At 44.6% G+C, this 21,844-nt stretch carries 24 protein-coding genes; 16 read left to right on the top strand and 8 right to left on the bottom strand.

Annotated elements, in window-relative coordinates; translation table 11 throughout:
- Window positions 1-37 precede the first annotated feature (37 nt).
- From ACLVWP_RS17465 to ACLVWP_RS17440, 6 genes are all read left to right on the top strand, one after another.
- Window positions 38-988: an aldo/keto reductase gene (locus tag ACLVWP_RS17465; RefSeq protein WP_413558941.1), complete on the top strand. Its 951-nt coding sequence runs from the start codon at window positions 38-40 to the stop codon at window positions 986-988.
- A 105-nt stretch (window positions 989-1,093) separates the two neighbouring features.
- Entirely contained in the window at window positions 1,094-2,659 is a 1,566-nt protein-coding gene (locus tag ACLVWP_RS17460) for a RecQ family ATP-dependent DNA helicase (RefSeq protein ID WP_413558940.1), read from the top strand.
- A 7-nt stretch (window positions 2,660-2,666) separates the two neighbouring features.
- Window positions 2,667-4,043 carry an NAD(P)H-binding protein gene (locus ACLVWP_RS17455; protein WP_413558939.1) on the top strand — a complete coding sequence of 459 codons (1,377 nt, stop codon included), beginning with the start codon at window positions 2,667-2,669 and terminating at the stop codon, window positions 4,041-4,043.
- Between the two features lie 11 nt (window positions 4,044-4,054).
- A complete protein-coding gene (gene trpS, locus ACLVWP_RS17450) occupies window positions 4,055-5,050 on the top strand; it encodes a tryptophan--tRNA ligase (RefSeq protein WP_413558938.1) in 996 nt (331 codons plus the stop codon).
- A 27-nt stretch (window positions 5,051-5,077) separates the two neighbouring features.
- Window positions 5,078-5,545 (top strand): HPP family protein, encoded by a 468-nt coding sequence (locus tag ACLVWP_RS17445; protein WP_413558937.1) that lies wholly within the window; start codon window positions 5,078-5,080, stop codon window positions 5,543-5,545.
- A gap of 2 nt (window positions 5,546-5,547) precedes the next feature.
- Window positions 5,548-5,904: a DUF1304 domain-containing protein gene (locus tag ACLVWP_RS17440; RefSeq protein ID WP_413558936.1), complete on the top strand. Its 357-nt coding sequence runs from the start codon at window positions 5,548-5,550 to the stop codon at window positions 5,902-5,904.
- On the opposite strand, the gene ACLVWP_RS17435 is transcribed toward ACLVWP_RS17440, so the two are convergent.
- The gene (locus tag ACLVWP_RS17435; protein ID WP_413558935.1) at window positions 5,901-6,272 is read right to left on the bottom strand and encodes a DoxX family membrane protein; all 372 of its coding nucleotides are present in this window, start codon (window positions 6,270-6,272) and stop codon (window positions 5,901-5,903) included. The genes ACLVWP_RS17440 and ACLVWP_RS17435 overlap by 4 nt on opposite strands.
- Before the next feature lie 125 nt (window positions 6,273-6,397).
- Here ACLVWP_RS17435 and ubiG point away from each other — a divergent pair, with 125 nt between their 5' ends.
- Together ubiG and ACLVWP_RS17425 are read left to right on the top strand one after the other, a co-directional pair.
- Complete coding sequence (gene ubiG / locus ACLVWP_RS17430; RefSeq protein WP_413558934.1) at window positions 6,398-7,177, top strand: bifunctional 2-polyprenyl-6-hydroxyphenol methylase/3-demethylubiquinol 3-O-methyltransferase UbiG; 780 nt, start codon at window positions 6,398-6,400, stop codon at window positions 7,175-7,177.
- A gap of 69 nt (window positions 7,178-7,246) precedes the next feature.
- Complete coding sequence (locus ACLVWP_RS17425) at window positions 7,247-7,756, top strand: anthrone oxygenase family protein (RefSeq protein ID WP_413558933.1); 510 nt, start codon at window positions 7,247-7,249, stop codon at window positions 7,754-7,756.
- On the opposite strand, the gene ACLVWP_RS17420 is transcribed toward ACLVWP_RS17425, so the two are convergent.
- A complete protein-coding gene (locus ACLVWP_RS17420; RefSeq protein ID WP_413558932.1) occupies window positions 7,707-9,275 on the bottom strand; it encodes a DUF4080 domain-containing protein in 1,569 nt (522 codons plus the stop codon). The two genes, ACLVWP_RS17425 and ACLVWP_RS17420, sit on opposite strands and share 50 nt — an antisense overlap.
- A 110-nt stretch (window positions 9,276-9,385) precedes the next feature.
- Here ACLVWP_RS17420 and ACLVWP_RS17415 point away from each other — a divergent pair, with 110 nt between their 5' ends.
- On the top strand, window positions 9,386-10,618 hold the full coding sequence (locus ACLVWP_RS17415) for a M28 family peptidase (RefSeq protein WP_413558931.1): 1,233 nt from the start codon (window positions 9,386-9,388) through the stop codon (window positions 10,616-10,618).
- Between the two features lie 71 nt (window positions 10,619-10,689).
- Here ACLVWP_RS17415 and ACLVWP_RS17410 read toward each other — a convergent pair whose 3' ends face one another.
- The gene (locus tag ACLVWP_RS17410; RefSeq protein WP_413558930.1) at window positions 10,690-11,043 is read right to left on the bottom strand and encodes a c-type cytochrome; all 354 of its coding nucleotides are present in this window, start codon (window positions 11,041-11,043) and stop codon (window positions 10,690-10,692) included.
- Between the two features lie 152 nt (window positions 11,044-11,195).
- Here ACLVWP_RS17410 and ACLVWP_RS17405 point away from each other — a divergent pair, with 152 nt between their 5' ends.
- The 4 genes from ACLVWP_RS17405 (at window position 11,196) to ACLVWP_RS17390 (ending at window position 15,235) form a co-directional block, all read left to right on the top strand.
- Entirely contained in the window at window positions 11,196-12,980 is a 1,785-nt protein-coding gene (locus ACLVWP_RS17405; protein WP_413558929.1) for a methyl-accepting chemotaxis protein, read from the top strand.
- Window positions 12,981-13,081: 101 nt separating this feature from the next.
- A complete protein-coding gene (locus ACLVWP_RS17400) occupies window positions 13,082-13,474 on the top strand; it encodes a hypothetical protein (RefSeq protein ID WP_413558928.1) in 393 nt (130 codons plus the stop codon).
- A gap of 32 nt (window positions 13,475-13,506) precedes the next feature.
- The gene (locus tag ACLVWP_RS17395; protein ID WP_413558927.1) at window positions 13,507-14,862 is read left to right on the top strand and encodes a hypothetical protein; all 1,356 of its coding nucleotides are present in this window, start codon (window positions 13,507-13,509) and stop codon (window positions 14,860-14,862) included.
- Between the two features lies 1 nt (window position 14,863).
- Window positions 14,864-15,235 carry a hypothetical protein gene (locus tag ACLVWP_RS17390; RefSeq protein WP_413558926.1) on the top strand — a complete coding sequence of 124 codons (372 nt, stop codon included), beginning with the start codon at window positions 14,864-14,866 and terminating at the stop codon, window positions 15,233-15,235.
- On the opposite strand, the gene ACLVWP_RS17385 is transcribed toward ACLVWP_RS17390, so the two are convergent.
- The gene (locus ACLVWP_RS17385; protein WP_413558925.1) at window positions 15,236-16,159 is read right to left on the bottom strand and encodes a LysR family transcriptional regulator; all 924 of its coding nucleotides are present in this window, start codon (window positions 16,157-16,159) and stop codon (window positions 15,236-15,238) included. It lies immediately after the preceding gene.
- Between the two features lie 202 nt (window positions 16,160-16,361).
- On the opposite strand from ACLVWP_RS17385, the gene ACLVWP_RS17380 reads away from it, so the two are divergent.
- The 3 genes from ACLVWP_RS17380 to ACLVWP_RS17370 all read left to right on the top strand — a co-directional run bounded on the left by ACLVWP_RS17380 (window position 16,362) and on the right by ACLVWP_RS17370 (window position 18,080).
- Window positions 16,362-16,784, top strand: a complete 423-nt coding sequence (locus tag ACLVWP_RS17380) for an HPF/RaiA family ribosome-associated protein (RefSeq protein WP_413558924.1) — start codon at window positions 16,362-16,364, stop codon at window positions 16,782-16,784.
- A 68-nt stretch (window positions 16,785-16,852) separates the two neighbouring features.
- The gene (locus tag ACLVWP_RS17375) at window positions 16,853-17,353 is read left to right on the top strand and encodes a BON domain-containing protein (protein ID WP_413558923.1); all 501 of its coding nucleotides are present in this window, start codon (window positions 16,853-16,855) and stop codon (window positions 17,351-17,353) included.
- A 157-nt stretch (window positions 17,354-17,510) separates the two neighbouring features.
- Complete coding sequence (locus ACLVWP_RS17370) at window positions 17,511-18,080, top strand: flavodoxin family protein (RefSeq protein WP_413558922.1); 570 nt, start codon at window positions 17,511-17,513, stop codon at window positions 18,078-18,080.
- A gap of 57 nt (window positions 18,081-18,137) precedes the next feature.
- Here ACLVWP_RS17370 and ACLVWP_RS17365 read toward each other — a convergent pair whose 3' ends face one another.
- The 4 genes from ACLVWP_RS17365 to ACLVWP_RS17350 form a co-directional block, all read right to left on the bottom strand.
- On the bottom strand, window positions 18,138-18,536 hold the full coding sequence (locus tag ACLVWP_RS17365; RefSeq protein ID WP_413558921.1) for a hypothetical protein: 399 nt from the start codon (window positions 18,534-18,536) through the stop codon (window positions 18,138-18,140).
- Window positions 18,537-18,715: 179 nt separating this feature from the next.
- Complete coding sequence (locus ACLVWP_RS17360; protein ID WP_413558920.1) at window positions 18,716-19,339, bottom strand: superoxide dismutase; 624 nt, start codon at window positions 19,337-19,339, stop codon at window positions 18,716-18,718.
- A gap of 166 nt (window positions 19,340-19,505) precedes the next feature.
- Complete coding sequence (gene speE, locus ACLVWP_RS17355) at window positions 19,506-20,789, bottom strand: polyamine aminopropyltransferase (protein WP_413561590.1); 1,284 nt, start codon at window positions 20,787-20,789, stop codon at window positions 19,506-19,508.
- 107 nt (window positions 20,790-20,896) lie between these two features.
- Entirely contained in the window at window positions 20,897-21,814 is a 918-nt protein-coding gene (locus ACLVWP_RS17350) for a class I SAM-dependent methyltransferase (protein ID WP_413558919.1), read from the bottom strand.
- Between the last annotated feature and the right edge of the window lie 30 nt (window positions 21,815-21,844).

Genomic DNA, 21,844 nt, shown 5'->3' with positions numbered 1-21,844 from the left:
TCTTAAATGAGTCCTATGATTCTTTTAGGAGATGTTTATGCAGAAAAGACAACTTGGAAAAACAGGAATTGAAGTCGCACCACTTTGCTTTGGTGGAAATGTTTTTGGTTGGACAATCGATCAACCAACTTCCTTTACAATTTTAGATAGCTTTACCGAGCAGGGCTTTAACTTTATCGACACAGCCGATGTTTACTCGCGCTGGGTGCCCGGCAATAAGGGTGGCGAGTCTGAAGAGATCATTGGCAACTGGATGAAAGAGCGTAAAAACCGCGATAAGGTCATCATCGCCACGAAGGTCGGCATGGAGATGGGACCCGACAAGAAGGGCCTTAAAGGCTCTTATATCAAACAGTCCGTTGAAGACTCCTTAAAACGTTTGAAGACAGACTATATCGATTTGTATCAATCTCACGCAGACGATATGGAGACCTCTATTGAGGAAACTCTGTCGGCCTATAATGCCTTGGTTAAAGAGGGTAAGGTTCGTGCTATTGGTGCTTCCAACTTTAATGCTGAACGCTTGAAACAGAGTTTACATATCAGCGAAAAAGAAAAATTCCCAAGTTACGTAACTCTACAACCCAAATACAACCTTCATGATCGCGCAGACTTTGAAAAAGACTTGCAGCCGTTGTGTGTAAATAAAAGTGTTGGCGTGATTCCGTACTATTCTTTGGCGAGTGGATTCTTAACAGGTAAATACCGTTCGAAAGAGGACGTTAAGAAAAGTGCTCGTGGTGAAAAGGCTTTGTCTTATCTGGATGAGCGTGGAATCAAAATTCTAAATGCCTTGGACGATATTTCAAAGGCTCACCAAGTGAAGCCTGCGACAATTGCCCTAGCTTGGTTGATGCAAAGACCAAGTATTACGGCTCCGATTGCGAGTGCGACTTCCATCGAACAGCTTAAGGATCTTACAAAGGCTGCTCAGATCAAACTGGCTACCGTAGAGATCGAAAAGCTCGATTTTGAGAGCCGCTACTAAGTTCGTCCGAGTTTCCCCCAGAGACCCGTGTTGCAAGGAAAATAAAACCCTTTAACGCGGGAATCTTGATTGCAAAATAGGGCTATTTTCAAGGAAAGTAGCTCTATGATCCAGCCCTCCATTTCTTTTGACCCAAATACATTTGAATCGACTTTGCAGGCCTCGTTTGGTCTGTCACAGTTCCGTATTGGTCAAAAGGAAATCATCTCAGGCATCTTATCTGGTAAAGACGTGTTGGCGGTTTTGCCAACCGGTGGTGGTAAGTCGTTGTGTTTTCAATTCCCAGCGGTTTTTGCAAATAAGCTGGTGATTGTGATTTCTCCACTGATTGCTTTGATGAAGGATCAGGTCATGTCTTTGCAAAAGAAAGGCATTCCATCCGGTTGCCTTTATGCAGGACAAACCGATGCAGAAAAAATCCAAATTTTCAAAGACATCGAAAAGGGTGGAACCTATCTTTTGTACCTTTCTCCAGAACGTGTGCAGAAGGAGGGCTTCCAACGTTGGATTCAGAATCGCGCGATCGCGGTTTTTGCCATTGATGAAGCTCACTGCGTTTCTCAATGGGGTCACGATTTCCGTGAGGAGTATAGTCAGCTAGAGATTTTGAAACGACTTCGCCCGGATGTTCCTATCTTGGCTTTGACCGCTTCAGCAACTCCGACGGTTCTTGCGGATATCTCGATCAATTTAAAATTAAAAAGCCCTGAACGTCGCGTACACGGATTCTATCGTTCTAATCTTTACTACCAAGTCGAATTCTGTGCGGACGAGGAAGCTAAGATGGCCTTGCTTATGCAATCCATTCAACAAGCTCCTGAAGGCCGTGTGATTATTTATTGCGGCACTCGTAAAGTGACTGAAGAGTTAGCTGCTCATTTAAAGAAAAAGAAAATTCCGCAAGTGGGCTACTATCACGCGGGACTTTCTACGGGTGAGCGTACGGAAACTCAAGAGGCCTATGCGCGTGGCGATCTGCGTATTTTGGTTGCGACAAATGCTTTCGGTATGGGGATTGACCAACCGGATGTGCGCTTAGTGGCCCATTACCAAATGCCTGCGAATATCGATTCCCTTTATCAAGAAATGGGTCGTGCGGGACGTGATGGTTTGGATTCGACATGCTTGATGTTGTATTCAAAAAAAGATAAGGGCCTGCAAACCTACTTCATTACAAGCTCTGAGGCTCCTAAAGAAATCAAAAATGCACGCTGGAGAAATCTAGATGCATTGGTGAACTATGCAGAGGGCGGTGAGTGCCGTCATGCAGAGATCCTAACTTACTACAAAGATGCGCAACGAATTGATAAGTGTGGGCACTGTGATACGTGCTTGCCTCAATCTGAGCGTAAAATTTCTCGTCCGGTCGCGGCCCTTAAGGCTCCGAGCAAAACTAAAACTCGCTCGAAAGTGTCAAAAACCACAGTTGATCTTAATGGAGTGGAATTTGATGAAGCACAGGAAGCACGTTTCCAGCTTCTTAAAAAATGGCGTAAAGAGAAAGCCAAAGAGCTGGATGTCCCTGCCTTTGTGGTGTTTGGCGACCAGACCCTTAAACATTTAGCAATCCAAAATCCTCAAAGTCTGGAAGACCTCAAAAATGTCCATGGCATCGGCGAAGCAAAGCTGGCAAAATTTGGCTGGGACATAATGGCCGAACTCGGCAATTGAGGAATCTATGCGTGTTGCTATCGCTGGCGCCAGTGGCTTCATTGGAAAAGCGTTAATAGCGGAATTAAAAAGAACATACTCGGTGGTGGGACTTAGTAGGTCTCAACACAATCACGTCGAAGAACAGAGTTCTTGCGAGTGGCGCAACTGTGATCTTTTCAGTTTGCTAGATGCAGAGAAAGCTTTGGAAGGAGCCGAGGTTGCAATCTATCTGGTGCACTCCATGCGTCCTTCGGCTCATCTTTCGCAAGGGTCCTTTGAAGATTTCGATTTGATCGTCGCCGATAATTTTTTAAGAGCTGCCAAGAAAAACAACGTCAAAAAAATTATCTATGTCGGCGGCTTGATTCCCGAAGACACTAAAAATCTATCAAAGCACTTACAAAGTCGTCGTGAAGTCGAAGAAGTTTTTCTAAAAAGCGAAATTCCGACAACAATTTTAAGGGCCGCTTTAATTCTGGGCGCCAATGGCTCATCCTTTCAAATCATGACCCGTCTTGTGCAAAGACTGCCGGTGATGATCTGCCCTCAGTGGACTTCAACACCAAGTCAGCCGATTGCAGTTGATGATGTCTTAGCGAGTATTAAGTATTGCCTAGAGACTCCAGAAACCAACGACAAGGTTTATGATCTGGGTGGGCCCGATGTTATCAGCTACCGCGATATGATGTTGAAGGTCGCTGATATCTTAGGGGTGAAGCGTATACTGATTGAAATTCCGTTCCTAACACCACATCTGTCGGGTTTGTGGGTGCGCTTGGTTTCTGGTGCGCCTAAAGATCTAGTAAATCCCTTGATCGAAAGTTTAAAGAATCGTCTGACGGTCAGGCCTTCTCATCGTCTGGAGATTCCTGGTCATCAGTTTATGGGAATCGATCAGGCACTAAAGCTTGCGATGGAGCGCTATAACTCTCACAAGAAGCCCCACGCGTTTAAAGCACCTCAGTCGGCTCGTCATGAAGTGCGTTCGGTCCAAAGAATGCCTCTGCCAAAAGGGTGGACTGCGAAAGATGTGGCTCAGGAATACATGGCGTACTTGCCAGTGATGAAGCCTGGGTTCATGAAGGTCGAAGTTAAAGATCGCTGGGTTTATTTCTCGAACCGCTTTCCTTACATCAGACTTTTGGTTTTGGAGTACTCGCCGGATCGCAGTTGGGGGAGCCGTGAGCTCTTTTATGTGCGGGGAGGGCTGTTTTCTAAAAAAAGCGGCCGAGGAAGACTCGAATTCAGGGAAGTTTTGAATGGAACGGCGTGCATCGCGGCCATTCACGATTTTAGGCCCAGACTGCCGTGGTACTTCTATAAGGTGACGCAGGCCTATGTGCACTTGTGGGTGATGAAGCAATTTGCGCGACATCTTGCGAGAGGGCAGAAGTTAGGGTAAATATTTGATCTATGAAAAAGATCATTTTGACGGGCGATCGCCCAACAGGCCCTTTACATCTTGGACACTACGTAGGCTCTTTACAAAATCGCGTAAAGCTACAATCCGAATATAATCAGTATGTTTTGATCGCTGATGCGCAAGCATTGACGGATTATTACGAAAATCCTGAGCACGTTCGTAAAAACGTTGAACAAGTGGCTTTGGATTATTTGGCTGTGGGTATCGATCCAAAACAAAGCACGATCTTTATTCAGTCTCAGGTTCCAGAACTTTTTGAACTGACTTTTTATTTCATGAACTTGGTGACGGTGGCACGCCTCGAGCGCAATCCAACTTTGAAAGATGAAATCCGCCAAAAGAACATGAAGGATTCAATCCCTGCAGGTTTCTTTACTTATCCGGTTTCACAAGCGGCTGATATCTTGGCATTCAAAGCTGACTTGGTTCCGGTAGGTGAAGACCAACAGCCGATGATCGAGCAAACAAATGAAATCGCTCGCCGCTTTCATCACTTGTACAAAACAGAAATTTTCCACGATGTAAAAGCGATGATCGGTACAACAGGTCGTCTGACTGGTATCGATGGTAAAGCTAAAATGTCTAAGTCTTTGGGTAACGCGATTTACTTGGGCGATACTCCCAACGAACTTAAGAAAAAAGTAAATGCGATGTACACGGATCCAAATCACTTGAAAGTCGAAGATCCAGGAACAGTTGAGGGTCACGTGCCTTTCACATTCCTTGATGTGTTCGATCCAAATAAGACTGAGGTGGAGGCTTTGAAAGAGCATTACCGTCGCGGTGGTTTGGGTGATGGCGTTCTTAAGAAACGTATCTTGGAAATTTTGGAGGCAGAAATAGCTCCAATGCGCCAACGTCGTGAGCAATATGCGAAAGACATGGGCTATGTAAAAGAAATTTTGCGCAGTGGCACTGAAGCAGCAAGAAATGTCGCGGCACAAACTCTTTCTGATGTTAAAAAGGCGATGGGTATTGTGTACTAAGAGGGCTAATCCTTAAAGGAGCCTCGGATGACAAGTATTGCACGCGACGTAATGACCAACACTGTAATCATGATCGCAGCTGGAGAATCTCTGGCTGCAGCTCAAAACATGATGAGAGAAAAAAACATCCGCCATTTGCCGGTTGTTGACGATAAAAACAAAATTGTTGGTATTCTTTCTGACAGAGATTTCTCTCACCTTCCAAATCCAGAACAAGTTAAAGTTGATGCTCTGATGAGCTGGCCAGTATCTTGGATGAGCCAAGAGACTCCGCTTGCGACGGCAGTTAAGACAATGGTTGATAAAAAAATCAGCTCGATCCTAATCACTGACGAAAAAAGTGAGTTAGTAGGTATCGTTACTTCTGAAGATCTTTTGAAACTTTTGGGTAAGATTTTGGAAACTTCCGCATCTCAAAAGAAATCTCTATCAACATTGTTTGATATCGAAAGCTTGGACGAGATCGCTTACAAAATTTCTCAAACAGGAATCTAATCATGGAAATTCTAAGCCTGACGTTAGTTGCTATCGTAGCCATCATGCACTTCGGATTTATGTATCTGGAGATGTCGCTATGGACGAAGCCGACAGGCCTTAGAGTTTTTCGTAATACGTTTGAAAAAGCCCAAACCACTGCGGTCCTAGCAGGCAATCAAGGTCTCTATAATGGATTTTTGGCAGCGGGATTGCTTTGGGGGATTTTTCAAGCAGACGATGTGTTTGCTCGTCAGATCAAATTTTTCTTTTTGATTTGCGTGGTGATTGCAGGCATTTACGGCGCCTACAGTGTGAATCGCCGCATTTTCTTTATTCAAGCTTTGCCAGCAATCTTAGCTTTGATCACTTTGATTTAGAAATTTCCTGCAAGAATTCCTGGGATGTGAAATCCAATAATCACCGCAAAAGGCAGTGTGATCGGAATGACTACGCCCCAAGGTTTTGGGTTATGCAGTAAGTGCAAAAGAGTGATCACAAAAACAATTGGCGCCATCAACATCACATTTAGTGGAACTGCCAAGCCCAATACCAGCGAAAGTCCCGCCAATATCTCCAGAGTTTTTACTGTGGGCATGATGAATTTTGTTTCCATACAAGCGTCGACGAACTTTTCAATAACTGGCGGAGATGGCGGAATCTTCAACCAGTGAAAAAAGCCATTAAGACCCCAAAAGGCCATTTGTAGACCGAAAGCTATACGACAGACGACTTCGATGATTTCCATTGTGTTAGATTGTAGCCAGGCCTTCGCCAAGTTGTCGAGGGTGGTGATTGATTATTATCACTGGACTTCGCAGAATTCGTCGATCTTCCCCACTCCTTGTTAGCGTGATGAGGAGGGAGGTGCTAGTGGATGAAGAGATCGAACTGCGAAAGCTCGATCAGCAAGACACATCTAAAGCTGATTTATATGCTGACTTGGCAGCTGCTTGGTACTCCTCGAGTCAGGGGCCGATGGCTCTTTTGCGCTTAGAAACGGCGGCGCAAATGGGATGGATTCTCTCTGAAATCCGCAAGTACATTGGCTTTCGGGCGGAGCTCCTTGAAGTCGGCAGTGGAGCGGGTTTTTTTGCGAATGCGGCTTCCGTGGCGGGTCACAAGGTCACAGGTTTGGATATTTCTCGCACCAGCTTAAAGGTTGCCGAGATGATGGATCAGACTCACAAGGTTCGCTATGTCGAGGGCGATGCCTATCGACTTCCGTTTCCTAAGGACAGTTTTGACGTCGTTGTGGCCATGGATTTATTTGAGCATGTGTCAGACCCGGAGAAGATTATTTCAGAGATGAGTCGAGTATTGCGTCCAGGAGGACTGCTTTTTTATCGCACGATAAACAAAACTCTAATTTCATACTTTTGGATGAATAAAGTGATGAAGTGGTTCTTAAATCACGCACCCAACAAGTTCTTTGAGTACAAATTATTTAGAAAACCAAACGAGATCGCAAGTTGGCTGGAAGAGTTTGATTTAGAAATACAGAGGGAAAAAGGACTACGCCCGGTGTTTTTTCAAAAAGGAACTTGGAAGCTTTTATGGACGCGGGAGTTGTGCGCTGACTTCAAATTTGTTTGGTGCAAATCAAAATCAATTTCTTATACGGGCTATGCCAAAAAATTTCGGGAACATTAATTTCATTCACATCAAGATGATGGATAAATTGAAACGTGAAGTTTATTTTGGGCCACGTATAAGAAAGCCATGAAATTAAATCAATTTTTAAAGTACACGAGCTTGCTCTTGATTGGGCTGCTTGCGGGGAATGCGTTTGCCTTTATGATTGGCATGGGACCCGCGATGCAAAAGCTCTCAGCGTCGTCTTACATCGCTTTTCATCAATCCATGCAAAGATCTTTTCTGTCGTGGACGCCGCTGTTGTGTATGGTTGTGGTTTTCAAGCTGGTTGTGCATCTGATAGTCATGCGCAGACATTGGAAAAAGGTTGAGTTCTTAATGGTGTCTTTGGCTTTGCTCTGTATCGTTGATGAGTTAGTGATGACGTGGACGGGGAATATGCCACTGAATAAACTTATCTATTCCTGGCAGTTCGAGGGCGCTCCCAATGACTGGCAGGGGATTCGCAATCAATGGGTGAGCCTTATGTACTGGCGTTGTACGATGTTGATTATGGGGTTTTCGTTCTTAATCGGGTCCGTCTTAGTTAGGAAGACGGAGTCTCCGATTTTACAAGATGCCGCTGTTGCCTTTTAGGGAGGTTCACACGTGCTTCAGGCGGTAAGCCTTTATTTTTTGGCTCAGGGTATACCTTCAACACTTTTGGCAATTCACGAGTTCCTGGCGCCATATAATCTGAAATTAAAAGCTGGCGCGCCTCTTCGTGATCCCAGTTTAAGTGCTCAGTCAGATAGATCAATGCGGATTCAACCAGGTTGATCAAAGAGATACCAAACGACTGTGCATGCCTTACTGACATATATTCGCTAAATGCAAACATCTCCCAGAAGAAGGACTTCTGCTCGGACTCTTCAGATCGGGTTTTCAAGGCCGCTGTAAAATTCTTAAAGTTTCCGCTGTTCGCGAATAAGTCCCAGTACTTTGCAAAACGATTCATCTTTTGCATCGTTGGGTAATCCATCATTTTCGTTCTAAGGATTTGGAATGGTGGATGTTCAGAGTAAACCATTTCCCACTCTTTATCGTGACGAGAAATAGGTGCGCCTTTAAGGCGTTTTAAAATACCCACTTGAATTTCGTCAGGACGAAGTTCAGCCAGGATATCAAAACCTTTTGCAAAGCTATGGATGTCCTCGCCAGGTAAACCCACGATCAAATCCGCGTGGGAGTGGATTCCAGTTTCTTGTGCTAAGAAGCGGAAGTTTTCTTTAACTTTTTCAAGGTCGTTTCTGCGGCTGACAAGTTTTGCTACGTCCACATTCCAAGTTTGGATACCGATTTCAAATTGCAAAGATCCCGCAGGGAATTTTTTGATCAACTCGCGGATTTCAGCGGGTAGACGATCCGGGACCATTTCAAAATGCAGAAACAAGCCAAGCTCAATACGCTCTAAAAAGAAATTTAGAATCTGTGTGCAAATCGTTGGACTTAAATTGAAAGTACGATCGATGAATTTGAACTGTCGGGCACCACGATCTAGGAGTACCTGCATATCCGCCAAGAATTGCGTGATATCAAAGTTACGAACCGACTTATCCAAAGAAGACAGGCAGTATTCGCAGCGGTAAGGACAGCCACGGGAAACTTCCACGTAAAGAACACGGTTTTTAATGTCTTCATCGGTGTAGTGAGTGTACGGAGAAACAATTTCTTTAATATCTGGCAGAGAACCGCTAACGATTTTGTTAAAAGGCAGTTCGCCCGTTGCAAAATACTTTTGGCAGAAATCGTGAAATAAGAAATCCGCTTCGCCTGTCAGCGTGAAGTCAGCTGTTCTAACGATCGCTTGAGATTCAGATTCGTGAGTTACTTCCGGGCCGCCAAGCACAACGATGGTCTCTGGGCTGATACGTTTGATCAAGCTCACCAGTTCGTAACTTTCGTTGGCATTCCAGATATATACGCCAAGGCCGATGATCTTGGGGTTTAGTTTTAAAAGTTGCTCAGCGATGTCGCGCGGATCTTTTTGAGTAGTGAACTCAAGGATCGTTGCGCGCTCTTGGAGCTCTTTCAAATTCGCATAAAGGTAGCGCAAACCAAACGAGGAATGTTGGTAAGTTGAATTCAAAGTGACCAAGAGAATGTCGGTTTTCATCGGGCTCTCATCATTTGTTAAGTTCACGCGTTAAACGGATAAATCTTTGCTCGCTGCGGACAACTTGGCTAACATTGTAAACAAGTAATCTATTTCAAAGGAATGAATCCATGAAAATAGCCATGATGGCTCTACTACTCGTTGCAGCTCAAACTGCTTCTGCTCACCAAGCTCACCTAGAAAATTTCACCACAAAACCGATTTTGGCCGATTTGGCTGACTTGAAGGCTTTGGATATTCCGGTGTTGGCTAAAGAAGAATCCGTAGGTGTTGGATATGCGGTTATCACCCCGGAAATGCAACAGAAAATCCAAGAGCGCGCTCATAAAGTAGGCAAATGTGGCGGCTTTGAAGATTTGACTACAGAAAAGAACTTCGCAGCCTTGGATTTCAACTCCATGCTGTCGTCTTTGGCTGAAATTAAAGCTAAAAATGACCTTTATGACAGAGCCCCATTTGCGGCTGTAAAACTTGAGAAAAGCGAGAAAATCGAGTCCGCTGTGAACGAAGTCAGCGAACAAAACTTGCGTGAGTGGGTGACTTGGTTGTCTTCTTACCCAAATCGTTTCAATCGTAGCAAAACTCCGAACGTTCACGTGGACGATATGAAAAGACGTCTGCAAACGTTGCTTGCGAGTTCAACGTTGCCTTACGAAATCTCTTTGATTGATCACAATTCGACACCACAAAAATCAGTTCGTGTTCGTATCACAGGTTCGACTCGTCCAAATGAAATCGTAGTTCTGGGCGGTCACTTGGATTCCATCAATCAAGGCTGGGGCGGCGGTCAACAAGCTCCGGGTGCTGATGACAATGCTTCGGGTTCTGCAAACTTGCTAGAAATCTTGCGCATCATCAGTCAAAAAGCTCAACCAGAGCGTTCAGTTGAATTCTTCTGGTACGCGGGTGAGGAATCAGGTCTTTTGGGTTCTGCGGAAATCGCAAAAACTTATAAAGCTGAAAAACGTGATGTTGTTGCGGTTCTTCAATTGGATATGACTTCTTATCCAGGTGCGGGTGAGTTCGTGATCGGTAACATGACAGATTTCACAAGCAAATGGTTGCACGAATACCTTAGAGCAGTGAACGAAACTTACCTTCATGCTCGTATCGTCGACGATCAATGTGGTTATGGTTGCAGTGACCATGCTTCTTGGTTCAGACAAGGTTACGCGACATTGATGCCATTTGAAGCAACTATGCGCGCAGACAACCCACACATCCACACAGCGAAAGACGTTATCAACGACAAAACGAACTTCGCTCACTCTGCGATGTATTCGAAATTGGGTGTTGTTTTCGCCATGGATCTTGCGAACTCTACAGCTCGTCAACCGTACTAGTTTTTAAATTAGATACAAAATAGAAAAGGCTGGTCATAGACCGGCCTTTTTTTTTGAACTTTGTTTGTGAACTATTTCTTTCTTAAAGACAGAACGTAATAAGCGAGCGATGCACGCTCTTCATCGCTTAAAGATTTAAACGGAGCCATCGCCGTTCCCGGCAAACCATCGGAAATTGTCTTAGCAATGCTTTCTGGTTTGTCTCCATTTACAAAAGTCGAATGAGCAAAGTCGCGAGGCTTTGGCTTCATCATCTTACCAGCGGGGCCTGCGCCGTCGCCTTTTTCACCATGACAAGCTAGGCAGTTTTTCTGATAAAGGGCTTTACCAGCTTCCAGTCTGGCAGGAGTCTGTGCAGGAAATTCTGCTGCGTGAACTGAACTGCCGACGAACAGAAGTGACGTACATAAAAACAAACGTTTCATTTTGCTTCTCCATTGGTTGCGCCCCTATCTTATCGGAGCACTCGTTTCCAAATTTGAAGCTAACCCCGGGTGGATTTATAAACTTCGTCCTGTAAACCCTTAATAACTCAATAAATACATCCGTATGTAACTACATCCACCTGGAGTTCTTGATGAAGATAAGTTTGGAAACAAAAATTGCGGTTCTTATCACAATCCCTCTATTTGCTTTTGTTGCTTTAAGCGGAATCTATATTTGGGACGGTTGGAAGACTTATAAAAATGCCAATCAGACTTTGGATATCACCAATGCGTTTTCTTCCACCGCAAAATTGGTGAAGGGCCTCCAGTCAGAACGAGCCGCAGTGGGCTCAATTCTGATTGGGACCGCGACACCCGATCAAATCAAAAAGCAGCGCGAACAGTTGGATGTTGCGTTTCAGGAATTCACAGCGGCTCTGACGAAATCACCATTGCAATCAAATCTTAAGGAGATCTCAGGCCAAGTGGCAGAATCTTTGGGTAAAATCCGCAAGGAAGTCGACACGGATATTTCTGGTGATACCTTTGAGGGATACAACAATCTGATCCATCGTTTGATTCAGTTAGAAATTTCCATTGCCAGAGAAATTCCTATCGCGGCAGTGCAGTCTAATTTGATCAGCATCAATATTTTAGAACAATCCCGGGAGTCAGGTACCAAACTGCAATCGATGCTTTTACCGATTCTTCTTTCCAATGCCCCGTTAAGTACAACTAACGTGGCTAAAATGGAAAAGCTTTATAATGGAATCGTTGGCAATATCGAAAATCCACTCTTGCATATTTCTCCCGAGGTCCGAGCTAGTTTAGATGCCTTTCAGAATAACGAGGACTGGCAGATGATTTCGATGATTTACAATTCGATCATCGCAAAATCCAGCGAAGGACAATACGGTCTGGATCTGGAGGGATTTAATGAGGCCATGGCGAAAGCAGTTTTGCTGCTAGATGGACCTATCGATCAGATTCTGCATGAGATCCACGGACAAGTTCAAGGTGTGACACAGAAATCTATGCGCTCGACACTTGCGATGTCCGTGTCGATTGCATTAGCGGTGCTCATAATCTTTGCCATTGTTAAAAGCTTCACGGCGAAGCTGTCTCGCACGTTGGTGGGTATTGCGGAAAATCTTTTATCGAATGCCGAAAATGTGGCTCATGCCTCTGAAGGAATGGCACTGACGGCAGAGACACTTTCCAGTGCAACCTCTGTTCAAGCGGATTCTTTGCAGCGAACAACCAACAGTGTGGAAAACATTTCGACGACGATTGGATTGAATGCTCAAAATGGTGTGCAGGCAAGTAGTCTTTCTGGATCTGCTAAGTCAGCAGCAGAAAAAGGCGAAAACGAAATTTCAAAACTTATCGGAGCCATGGAAGAAATCGCCGGAAGCTCGCGTAAGATTGAAGAGATCGTCACCGTGATCGATGATATCGCATTTCAAACCAATCTATTAGCCTTAAACGCCGCTGTGGAAGCGGCTCGCGCGGGTGAGCAGGGCAAAGGCTTTGCGGTGGTGGCTGATGCCGTTCGGGGATTGGCTCAACGAAGTGCGGCCTCTGCAAAACAGATCAGTGATTTGATTAAAGAGAACGTCGAGAAATCAAAACATGGATCACAGCTTGCGCATGCAAGTAAGGTGGCTCTTTCTGAAATCATCGACAACGTGAATAAAGTAGCCGCCATCAATTCTGAAATTGCAAGTGCCAGCCAAGAACAGTCGCGTGGTATTGAATCCATCACTCATGCGATGACAAGTTTGGATGATATCACTCAGAAGAATAATCAAACCAGCGAACAAGCTGTGAAGTCGGCAGAATCTTTAGCTCAACAATCTGTGGGATTGAAGGATGCGATCAATTCGTTGGTGAATCTAGTACACGGCGATGGAAAGACATCTCCACCCCAGGCGTGATTTGCAGATGCGACGCGCATTCATGATTCCCGTCATCCCCGGGGCGATTTAGCGGGCGTATTCCTTAGACAAGACGAAGAGGTCTTTCCAAGGAGGATAAGATGAAAATGTTCGCAAGAGTTATCGCCCTAATGATGGTTTTAAGTTCAGTTTCTTTCGCTAACGAAGCAGCTCCGGTCGAGCGCGACGTGCAAATCGGCATCAGCGGTGTGTTTGTTCCTGGTGGGTTTGATTCCAACTATGACGTTTATGTTGTGGTAAACGGTATTTTCCAAAACGGTTGCTACAAATGGAAACGTGCGGATGTTGTGAATAAAGACGACTTCAACCACACAGTGAAATCTATCGCCTCAGTGTCTGAAGGCATGTGTATCATGGTTTTAATTCCATTTCAAAAAGAAGTGCGTTTAGGAAAATTTGCTCCGGGCAAACACAATCTTCGTTTCGAGAATGGTGACGGAACTTACCTAGAAAAATCCGTTAATATTGAGTAGTCGCATCTAAAATGAACTGGAGGAATCTCCGCATGAAAAAAATCCCCTTCTTAACTTTTTTCATCGCGCTAGCCTCCTGTTCTCCAAAGTCCGATCTCCAAACTGTCGAGTGGAGATCGGGCTCTTCCAAAGAGTCTTTAGAAATCTTAAAACAAGTTGATTCAGTTACCGCCAGTGAAGCCTCCGTGTTTTCACAGAAGGTGTCTTTGCGCCAACAACAGATTCGTGGCGTTCCGGTTGAGGATACTTATATTAAAGAAATCTCCAGCGGCTCAAATCAGCTCGCAGTTCGTGGTCGTATCACTACGATCGAAGAAAAATTAAAAGATATTCCCTTAGAGGAATATCTTGCGAATAAAAGCCATATCGAGAAACGTCTGTGCACTTCGTTGCCGATTTTTCGTAAGAAAGCACCGCTCTCTGTGTCGCTAGTGATTGCGCACCATAAGGGCTTTTATCAACCCTTGTGGAAGGTCCTTTACGTCGACAATCAAGGAGTTACTTGGGAAGCGCGTTTCAATAATTTTCTGCAAATTCAAAAAGTCCAAAGGGTCGGATCACATTTTCAAGATACTTTGGCTTGGGTTTTCCCCAAAGGTTCCAGAAAGAGAGAACTTCAAGAGGTGGTTTTATCAGGTCTTTATGCTAATCCGACATTGGCGAACACTCGCTTGATGGTGAACTCGCAAAATACCTCTAAAATCGTATCTGTCATGGAGCCACTTAAATTTAATAACAAAGATCCACGTTTCGATCAGGTACAGGCTTTTTACTTTTTAGATGAGTCGTTATCTTGGTTCGATAGTATGTTGGGTTTTAAAATTCCTTTTGTATTACAAGCGGAAGTCCAAGTGGGCTTTCCTGAAAAAACAAATTCAGCCTTTTATTATCAAGGAAAAATTCGTCTGGGCGCGGGGGACGATGAGGTGTATTCACACCTTGCTCAAGATCCCTCCGTCGTGGTTCACGAGAGTGTGCACGCTCTGGTCGATTCCATAGCTGGTCTTCCCTTCGAGGGGGAGGGAGGATCGCTGAACGAGGGCTTCGCAGACTTTTTTACAGCGGCTCAGTTGAACAATCCCAATATGGGTGAGGCGTCCTATTTGAAAGGGCCCTTCCGTCGCTCCGTCGTGAATGCGGTTTCATTGGCTGATAAAAACGGCGGCCTCTATCATGATTCAGGCATTATCAGTGGTGTGCTGTGGGATTTGAAAGAACAGCTCGGATCACCAAAAGGCATTCGTATTGCCGCTTTGACTTTGGCTCGCCTGGTTCCTGGAAGTGACTTTAAAGATTTCGGCGCAAGCTTGCGTTTGGTTATAGATTCCGAATTGGCAGCCGGGGAGTTGCAAGCGGCGCGCGCCCTTCTTCAGAAAAGAGGTTTCTAGTATGATCGCAGAATCCATTGTAGGTCTGTGGCTCTTTACAAGCCTGCTTTATCAAGGACATGAAATTCCTCGTCCGAATCCAGCTTTGCAGATTCAGTATGAATTCTCAGAGGATGGTACGAACTCCCTTCGCTATCACCGTGATGATGAGGAGGGTTTCTGTGAGCGACGAGCTCTGTATCAGTTCGCTGAAGAAACATTGCTGCAAGAAGTGATGTGGGTGAATCCACAGAATGCTTCTTGGTGTGGGCAAGACTCTGATATGCAGTTAGGGCGAAAAACTCTCTCCCATGTATGGTTTAAAGACGGTCGTCTTTATCTCGATATCGGCATGGGAGACGAGATCATTTCGTATATTTGGAATCGTCAGTAGCTAGCTCCACTTATCCAATTGCTTGAAACGTTTTACGATATCTTCAGTGAGCTCATCATAATGATCTTCTTTATGTGAAAGCATATACAGAGAGTGCTTCCATAGTCCTGCCTTCGGCCCAATCACTGTCACGAGTCCGAGTTTGATCTCTTCCAATAAGTAAGGGATCGGCAGGAAGCCAACCCCCGCGCCATCGACAATTGCACGTCCTACGACCGATAAGATATCAGACTCGAATGAGATTTTTTTGCGTGTTTTGATTTCTTCGATATATAGATCTGTCTCGTGGCGAAGTTTCATTTTGTAAGAGGGAATGACAAGGCCACCAGGGAAGGCCGCTAAGAAATCCTGAACTGTGGTGTTGCGGGAAACCTTCATTTTCAAAGTTTTCAAAAGCTGTGTAGAAACCATTAAATTCACGGGAGCCGCAATTGTCGCTAGCTCCACGACGTCTTCCGCATAGATCGGCTTATTTGTTAGCATCAGGTCAGCTTCCTTCGTGCGAAGCTGCTGTAAAATCGCGTCGTCTGGTGCCGAAGTAATAGAGATAATTTTGTTAGTTTGCCCTCGGTGATCGCGAATAACGGGAGAAAGAAGATCGGCGATAAAGGGTCTTTCCACTTGCTCGGAAATTCCGACGTGCAAGCGCTCATTCATTTTTTCGCCAGGGGATTTTAAAGACTCGGAAAACTCGCTAGCGATATCAAACATTTTTTTCGTGTAAGCAAAAGCCTTCTCTCCGTCTGGTGTCAATTGCAAGACACGACCTTTTTTTTCGAAGAGTTTTACCTCGAGATTACTCTCTAAAATTTTAAGTTGTGACGAGAGGCTGGGTTGTGAAATTCGCAGATACTTTGCGGCATTTGACACACCTCCAACTTTTGCGGTGATGTGGAAGTAGTACAAGTGATTAAAATTAAACATATTTCCTACCCAGTTTTAGAGTGAAAAATCGGACCCCTTTTGGAACCAAGACCTGGACCACAGTCTTCTAACTGTCTAAGACCACGAGGGTTTTCCTCTGCGCCTAGCCTAAACCTATAACTTTAACTTATATATGTCATTTAAATTATATATTTAAAGAATTGTTTGATCTCAACGATAATGATTAAACAAGGAGGTAGATATGCAAACAGACATCTACTACAGAGACATCACTCGTACTGAAAACCTCGAATCCTATTTACTTGAGAAAGTAGAAGGCTCCATTGAGGACTTCTTTAAATACGACAGTGCTGCTCACCTCACAGTTAGAGTGGTAACCGAAAGGCATCGCACTCAGTCTCGCAAACCTAGTTATTCTTGCGAGGTGATTTTGAAACCAAGTCATTCTAAATCAGTTATCAAAGTTGTGAAGTCTGACGAAAGTTTTAAAAGAGCTGTGATGCAAACAGTGGATTCCTTGAAATCTATCTTGCGTCGTCGCTCTTCGAAAAAAGCTATGCACAGAAGACACGATCCAATGCTGAACTATTTCCCAACAGAGGAAGAATCAGAAATGATCGCTATGAATCAAATGCTTCGTGAAGACTGGGGTAAAGCTGAATAGCGATTCAAAACTTAATAGTTAGAGAAATACTTAACATTTAACCGAGCAATCAAGAAAGGAGTTGGCCCATGGGATCTAATACTAGAAATAGCCTAATCGATACAGACCTGCGACGAAAAATCGTAGAGCGATTGAAATGGGATAAACGTGTTAGCCCTGCCGACTTCGATGTGATTGTGCGCGGATGTGCCGTGATTGTTACAGGCAGTTGCGATACGTCTTTTAAAAAAATGGCAGCCCTGGAACTCGTCTCCGATTTTGATGGAGTATGGTCTATTGAAGACCGCATCGTGGTTCCATCTGACTACTTTCGCTCCGATGAAGAGCTAAAGAAATTAATCTCTGAGTCGATTGAAGAATTCGTACTCATTGGTGGTGAACATATCGAAGTCTCCGTAGAAGACGGCGTTGTGAACCTTCAAGGCGAAGTCTTCCGACCAAGACTTAAAGCTTTAGCAGTCGGCTCGGCATGGGAGCTCTCCGGTGTGCAGGATGTGCTTAATAATATATTAATCATAGACCGCCCCCGCCGAGCTCCTTCTTTTCAAACTATACACCGGGACGTGTGACCGTTCCGGACCTTCAGATAAAGGAGGCAACTTAATGGTGAATACTTGTTAAATCATGCGGTCCTTTTCCCAATATCCCTCCATGACAGGCGCCCACTCCATAAAAGGGCGCCTTCTTTTTTGCTTCTCTTAAAAATTTCAGCTAGGCTTGAACTCTATGAAAAAAGTTTTAGTCCTTAATGGTAGTCCCGCGGGTGATAAAGGCAACTGTGCCGAGTTCATCAAGAAAATTTCCAAACTTGATAAATCCCTAAAATTTGAAACGGTTCATTTAGCAAAAACTGCAGTGAACTCGACTTTGAAAAAGAAAATTGCAGCAAGCGATGGGTTTATTTTTGTCACTGGCACATATTGGGATTCCTGGGGAAGCCCGATGCAAAAACTGCTAGAGCAAATGACGGATTTAGAAGCCACTCCCGCGATCATGGGTAAACCCTGTGCAGTGATGGTGTTGATGCATTCTGTGGGCGGAAAATCGATCCTGTCGCGTTTGCAGGGTGTTTTAAATACGATGGGCTTCCTGATTCCGCCTATGAGTGGAATGGTTTATTCATTGGTATCTGATATCGCATTGAAATCAAAAACGACTCACGCCAAGGATTTCTGGCAAATCGAAGACGCGGAATTGATTTTAGAAAACTTGAAAACAGCGATGCACATGGAGGTCGATTGGACCTCATGGCCAGTTGATAAAAAAGACCCAAGTCGTAAATGGATGAAAGCTTAAGATCCGCAAAGGGAGTGCTAGTAACACTCCCTTTTTATTTGCGTTACTGAGCATGTGTTACTGCGCGGCCATGCCTTTGGCTTTAGCATTGATGGTGACGTTATCCATATTCGTCATGATTTTCACAGTACCCATAGCGTGTCCGGCTTTGGAAGGCACAAAGTACAGTGTGAAAGTGCATGAGTAAGTGGCGTCGAGTTTTCCTAAGCAGTCAGTATCTGCCCAGTAGTCATCGCCAGTAATCATGATTTGGCTGATATACACAGCCGCATCTTCAGGAGCAGTGAACTCCCAAGTTTGTGAAGCCCCATTGCCCATGGTGACTTCGCCGAAATCATAGTCAATCGCTACTTCCTCGGTGGCGTGAATCGGACTTTTCATAAAAGTATGAGAAGGAGCCGCATAAGTACTCCACGAGAATGTGCTGGCCAGCAAAAGTGCGATCAGCGTTTTCATATAGAACCTCCTTACGGTTGCCTTCATTGTGAAACAACGGTGAGAACCAACAAGTACGGAACTGTTGTATGAAGGGAAAGTAACCAGAGGCGGGGCTTAGGCAAGATCTTGCCAGTGTGAAGGGACAAAAAAGGGAGCTTCATCAGCTCCCTTTTCCGTTTTCAGAATTTCTGAAATGACTAAGCAGTCATCGCTTTCGTCAAATCTTGAACTTTCTTAGAAGCGTAACATTGAGATACATAATCCCAGTTTACTTGTGCCCAGAATGTTTCAAGGTATTTAAGACGAAGATTGCGGTAATCAACGTAGTAAGCGTGTTCCCAAACGTCAGCAACCATAATTGGAGCTGGACCGTTGTTAGTGAATGGAACTGCCGCATTTGAAGTAGATACTAGACTCAATTTGCCTGAAGCATCTGTGCACAGCCAGATCCAGCCAGAACCGAAAGTTTTCATACCACCGTCAACGAACTTAGCTTTCAACTCATCGATAGAACCGAAATCACGTTTGATTGCAGTCTCAAGATCAGCAGAAGGTTTGCCACCTTTGCCTACTGGAGCCATGTTGAACCAATAGAACGTGTGGTTCCAAGCTTGTGCCGAGTTATTGAAGTTACCGCCAGAAGAAGAAAGAACGATCTCTTCAAGGGATTTACCTTTCAAAGAAGCATCTGTCTCCATCGCTTTATTCAAATTGTCGATATAAGCTTTGTGATGTTTGTCATAGTGGAAAGTCATTTGTTCTTCATTGAACAAAGGAGCTAGGTCTGTTTTTGCGTATGGAAGTGTTGGAAGTTTGAACATAAACATCTCCTGTTAGGCCTCAACCAATGTGTCGAGGCGAGTTTCTCTATAGTCTCCGACCGGGTCGGAGGAATTCTTAAATGAAACTATATTGAAAATGGAGATCGGTCTATCTTTTAGAATTGTGCAGGACTCCGGCACAGAATGACGGAGTCCCTTAGAAATCTTAGTTTTGGCCCAACATCGTCTTAACGAATGTCGGCAATGAGAACGCTGCAGAGTGCAAATCCTCATTGTAGTATTTCAAGCCCTTCGCTTTTGCGAATTGGCGCGCGTTGTCTTTGTTAAAGTCTGAAGCTGGATGAGTAGAACCCTTAACACCCACTTGCAAGCTCCACATACCTGACGGGTAAGTCGTAGCGTGGAATAGCATAGTGTGTACCGAGCTAGACCCAAAGATGCCTTTTAAGCACTTGTTAAGCTCAACAAAAGTGCCCTCATGGAACATCGGAGACTCACCTTGAGTGATCACGAAGCCGCCATCTTTCAGAGCATTTTTGCAGTTTTGGTAGAATTCAGCTGTGAAAAGACCTTCTGCAGGTCCTACTGGGTCCGAACCATCAACGATGATAACATCGTAAGTATTTGGAGCCGCATTTTTTACGAACTGGATTCCGTCACCGATAATAAGATTCAATTTTGGATTGCTGAATTCAGACGCGATATTTGGAAGGTGAAGTTTGGAAGCGCGAACAACTGCTTCGTCAATTTCAACCATGGTCACTTTATCAACGTCGTACTTGAACAACTCACGAATCGTTCCGCCGTCACCACCACCGATGACTAGAACGTTCTTAGCTTTACCGTGAGCTTGCATCACTGGGTGAGTGATCATCTCGTGGTAATGGAACTCGTCACGTTCAGAGCACATCACCATATTGTTGATCGCCAAGAATTTACCGTGAGAGTAAGATTCCAAAACGCGCACGCGTTGGAATGGATTTATTTCGTCAAACAAAACATCGCCAGTGTAGCGCAAAGACAAAGCTTGGTTTTCATCCTTATCGGTGAACCAAACGTTGCGCTCCATTTGCACGCCTTTAGACAAATCGAAAGTCGGCTTTTCGCGAATTGTTTTTGGTTTGAAATCTGTTTTTTGGATCACGTGCAAAGAACCGCGATTCATTTCGATCGCAGAGTAGTTTGCCTGGAATGCTTTTTTTAGATGTTCAAAGGAAACCCAAGGATCAACAGTTTCGCCGCATGTGAAAAGATCCACTGCTGCGTATCTGTATTCCGGCCAAGTATGGATTGCCAAATGGCTTTCCTGAATCACGACCACACCGCTCACTCCCCAAGGAGAAAAATGGTGGAATGTCGAGTTAATCACAGTAGCACCTGCGATCTGTGCTGCTTCGATCATACTTCTTTCGATGATAGAAACGTCGTTTAACACCTCAGCGTTACACCCGCTGAACTCAACCAATATGTGGCGACCTAAAGCATTCAATTCCATGCCCTCCAAATGTTAGAATTTTGCTTACGATTTAATCCGTAAATAGGTCCTTTTGACCTGGGGGGCAAGACTTTTCTGGGCCTCGATGAAAATCAAATTTTCTAGAGGGCTTTGATCTCGAAACAGACGTGGATTTTTTTGTCGTGGAAATCCTGAGGGATGCTTTCCTCAGTGAGGTCACGAACCTTGTACTGGGCTTTAATTGCAGGTGACAGGTTGAATTTGCGTTTGTTGTTGGAGAAATACAAAACTCCGCCCGGTTCCAGCATGCTCATGCAGGCGTTGACTAGGAATTCCTGGTCACGCTCCACTTCAAAGCTGTCCTGCATTTTTTTGGAGTTAGAGAACGTCGGTGGATCCAAGAAGATCATGTCAAATGCCGGCGTACCTTGGTTTTTATCCAGCCACTCAAGCACGTTGGCGTTGATAAAGCTGTGAGAGGAAGCTGGCAACTTATTGAGCTCAAAATTTTCCTCAGCCCACCCCAAATAAGTCTGAGACATATCCACTGAAGTCGTGCGAGCCCCTGCCAGAGCGGCAAATACGCTCACAGAGCCTGTGTAGCAGAAGAGGTTCAGGAATTTCTTGTTGGCAGCGGTTTTAAAAACCTTTTGGCGCATGGGACGGTGATCCAAGAACAAGCCCGTATCCAAGTAATCGTACAGGTTTACTTTGAAAGTCGCCTGAGACTCTTTCACCGTGAAGGTTTGTTCCTTTTGATCCATTTTTTCGTATTGCTTAAGACCTTCTTGGCGCTCGCGCTTTTTGACGATGATTTTTGACTCATCTGCTTTGAAAAGCGCTTGGAGAGCCTCAACCACATGGGGGAGGTGATTTTTCTCGATATCGCGGCTGTCGCCTTTATCGTAGATCAAGAAATGATCGCCATAAATATCCACGATGAACGGGTATTCTGGAATATCGCGGTCGTAAAGACGATAAGCTTCGATGCCTGCGCGCTCGGCCCAGGATTTTAGTTTCTTATAGTTCTTTTCGAGGCGGTTTTTGATCATTTGCATGGGGCCTTTTTAGACAAAAAAGCGACGTTA

It is taken from the genome of Bdellovibrio sp. HCB209 (assembly GCF_047306065.1).
Taxonomy (GTDB): domain Bacteria; phylum Bdellovibrionota; class Bdellovibrionia; order Bdellovibrionales; family Bdellovibrionaceae; genus Bdellovibrio.
The sequence above is the reverse complement of the archived record's forward strand: the minus strand, read 5'-3'. Positions and strand labels throughout refer to the sequence as shown.

What these genes read in the sequence shown, in the direction of transcription:
- ACLVWP_RS17465 (WP_413558941.1), top strand. Translation starts at nt 38, where the DNA reads ATGCAGAAAAGACAACTTGGAAAAACAGGAATTGAAGTCGCACCACTT.
- ACLVWP_RS17460 (WP_413558940.1), top strand. Translation starts at nt 1,094, where the DNA reads ATGATCCAGCCCTCCATTTCTTTTGACCCAAATACATTTGAATCGACT.
- ACLVWP_RS17455 (WP_413558939.1), top strand. Translation starts at nt 2,667, where the DNA reads ATGCGTGTTGCTATCGCTGGCGCCAGTGGCTTCATTGGAAAAGCGTTA.
- trpS (WP_413558938.1), top strand. Translation starts at nt 4,055, where the DNA reads ATGAAAAAGATCATTTTGACGGGCGATCGCCCAACAGGCCCTTTACAT.
- ACLVWP_RS17445 (WP_413558937.1), top strand. Translation starts at nt 5,078, where the DNA reads ATGACAAGTATTGCACGCGACGTAATGACCAACACTGTAATCATGATC.
- ACLVWP_RS17440 (WP_413558936.1), top strand. Translation starts at nt 5,548, where the DNA reads ATGGAAATTCTAAGCCTGACGTTAGTTGCTATCGTAGCCATCATGCAC.
- ACLVWP_RS17435 (WP_413558935.1), bottom strand. Translation starts at nt 6,272, where the DNA reads ATGGAAATCATCGAAGTCGTCTGTCGTATAGCTTTCGGTCTACAAATG.
- ACLVWP_RS17425 (WP_413558933.1), top strand. Translation starts at nt 7,247, where the DNA reads ATGAAATTAAATCAATTTTTAAAGTACACGAGCTTGCTCTTGATTGGG.
- ACLVWP_RS17420 (WP_413558932.1), bottom strand. Translation starts at nt 9,275, where the DNA reads ATGAAAACCGACATTCTCTTGGTCACTTTGAATTCAACTTACCAACAT.
- ACLVWP_RS17415 (WP_413558931.1), top strand. Translation starts at nt 9,386, where the DNA reads ATGAAAATAGCCATGATGGCTCTACTACTCGTTGCAGCTCAAACTGCT.
- ACLVWP_RS17410 (WP_413558930.1), bottom strand. Translation starts at nt 11,043, where the DNA reads ATGAAACGTTTGTTTTTATGTACGTCACTTCTGTTCGTCGGCAGTTCA.
- ACLVWP_RS17405 (WP_413558929.1), top strand. Translation starts at nt 11,196, where the DNA reads ATGAAGATAAGTTTGGAAACAAAAATTGCGGTTCTTATCACAATCCCT.
- ACLVWP_RS17400 (WP_413558928.1), top strand. Translation starts at nt 13,082, where the DNA reads ATGAAAATGTTCGCAAGAGTTATCGCCCTAATGATGGTTTTAAGTTCA.
- ACLVWP_RS17395 (WP_413558927.1), top strand. Translation starts at nt 13,507, where the DNA reads ATGAAAAAAATCCCCTTCTTAACTTTTTTCATCGCGCTAGCCTCCTGT.
- ACLVWP_RS17390 (WP_413558926.1), top strand. Translation starts at nt 14,864, where the DNA reads ATGATCGCAGAATCCATTGTAGGTCTGTGGCTCTTTACAAGCCTGCTT.
- ACLVWP_RS17385 (WP_413558925.1), bottom strand. Translation starts at nt 16,159, where the DNA reads ATGTTTAATTTTAATCACTTGTACTACTTCCACATCACCGCAAAAGTT.
- ACLVWP_RS17380 (WP_413558924.1), top strand. Translation starts at nt 16,362, where the DNA reads ATGCAAACAGACATCTACTACAGAGACATCACTCGTACTGAAAACCTC.
- ACLVWP_RS17375 (WP_413558923.1), top strand. Translation starts at nt 16,853, where the DNA reads ATGGGATCTAATACTAGAAATAGCCTAATCGATACAGACCTGCGACGA.
- ACLVWP_RS17370 (WP_413558922.1), top strand. Translation starts at nt 17,511, where the DNA reads ATGAAAAAAGTTTTAGTCCTTAATGGTAGTCCCGCGGGTGATAAAGGC.
- ACLVWP_RS17365 (WP_413558921.1), bottom strand. Translation starts at nt 18,536, where the DNA reads ATGAAAACGCTGATCGCACTTTTGCTGGCCAGCACATTCTCGTGGAGT.
- ACLVWP_RS17360 (WP_413558920.1), bottom strand. Translation starts at nt 19,339, where the DNA reads ATGTTCAAACTTCCAACACTTCCATACGCAAAAACAGACCTAGCTCCT.
- ACLVWP_RS17350 (WP_413558919.1), bottom strand. Translation starts at nt 21,814, where the DNA reads ATGCAAATGATCAAAAACCGCCTCGAAAAGAACTATAAGAAACTAAAA.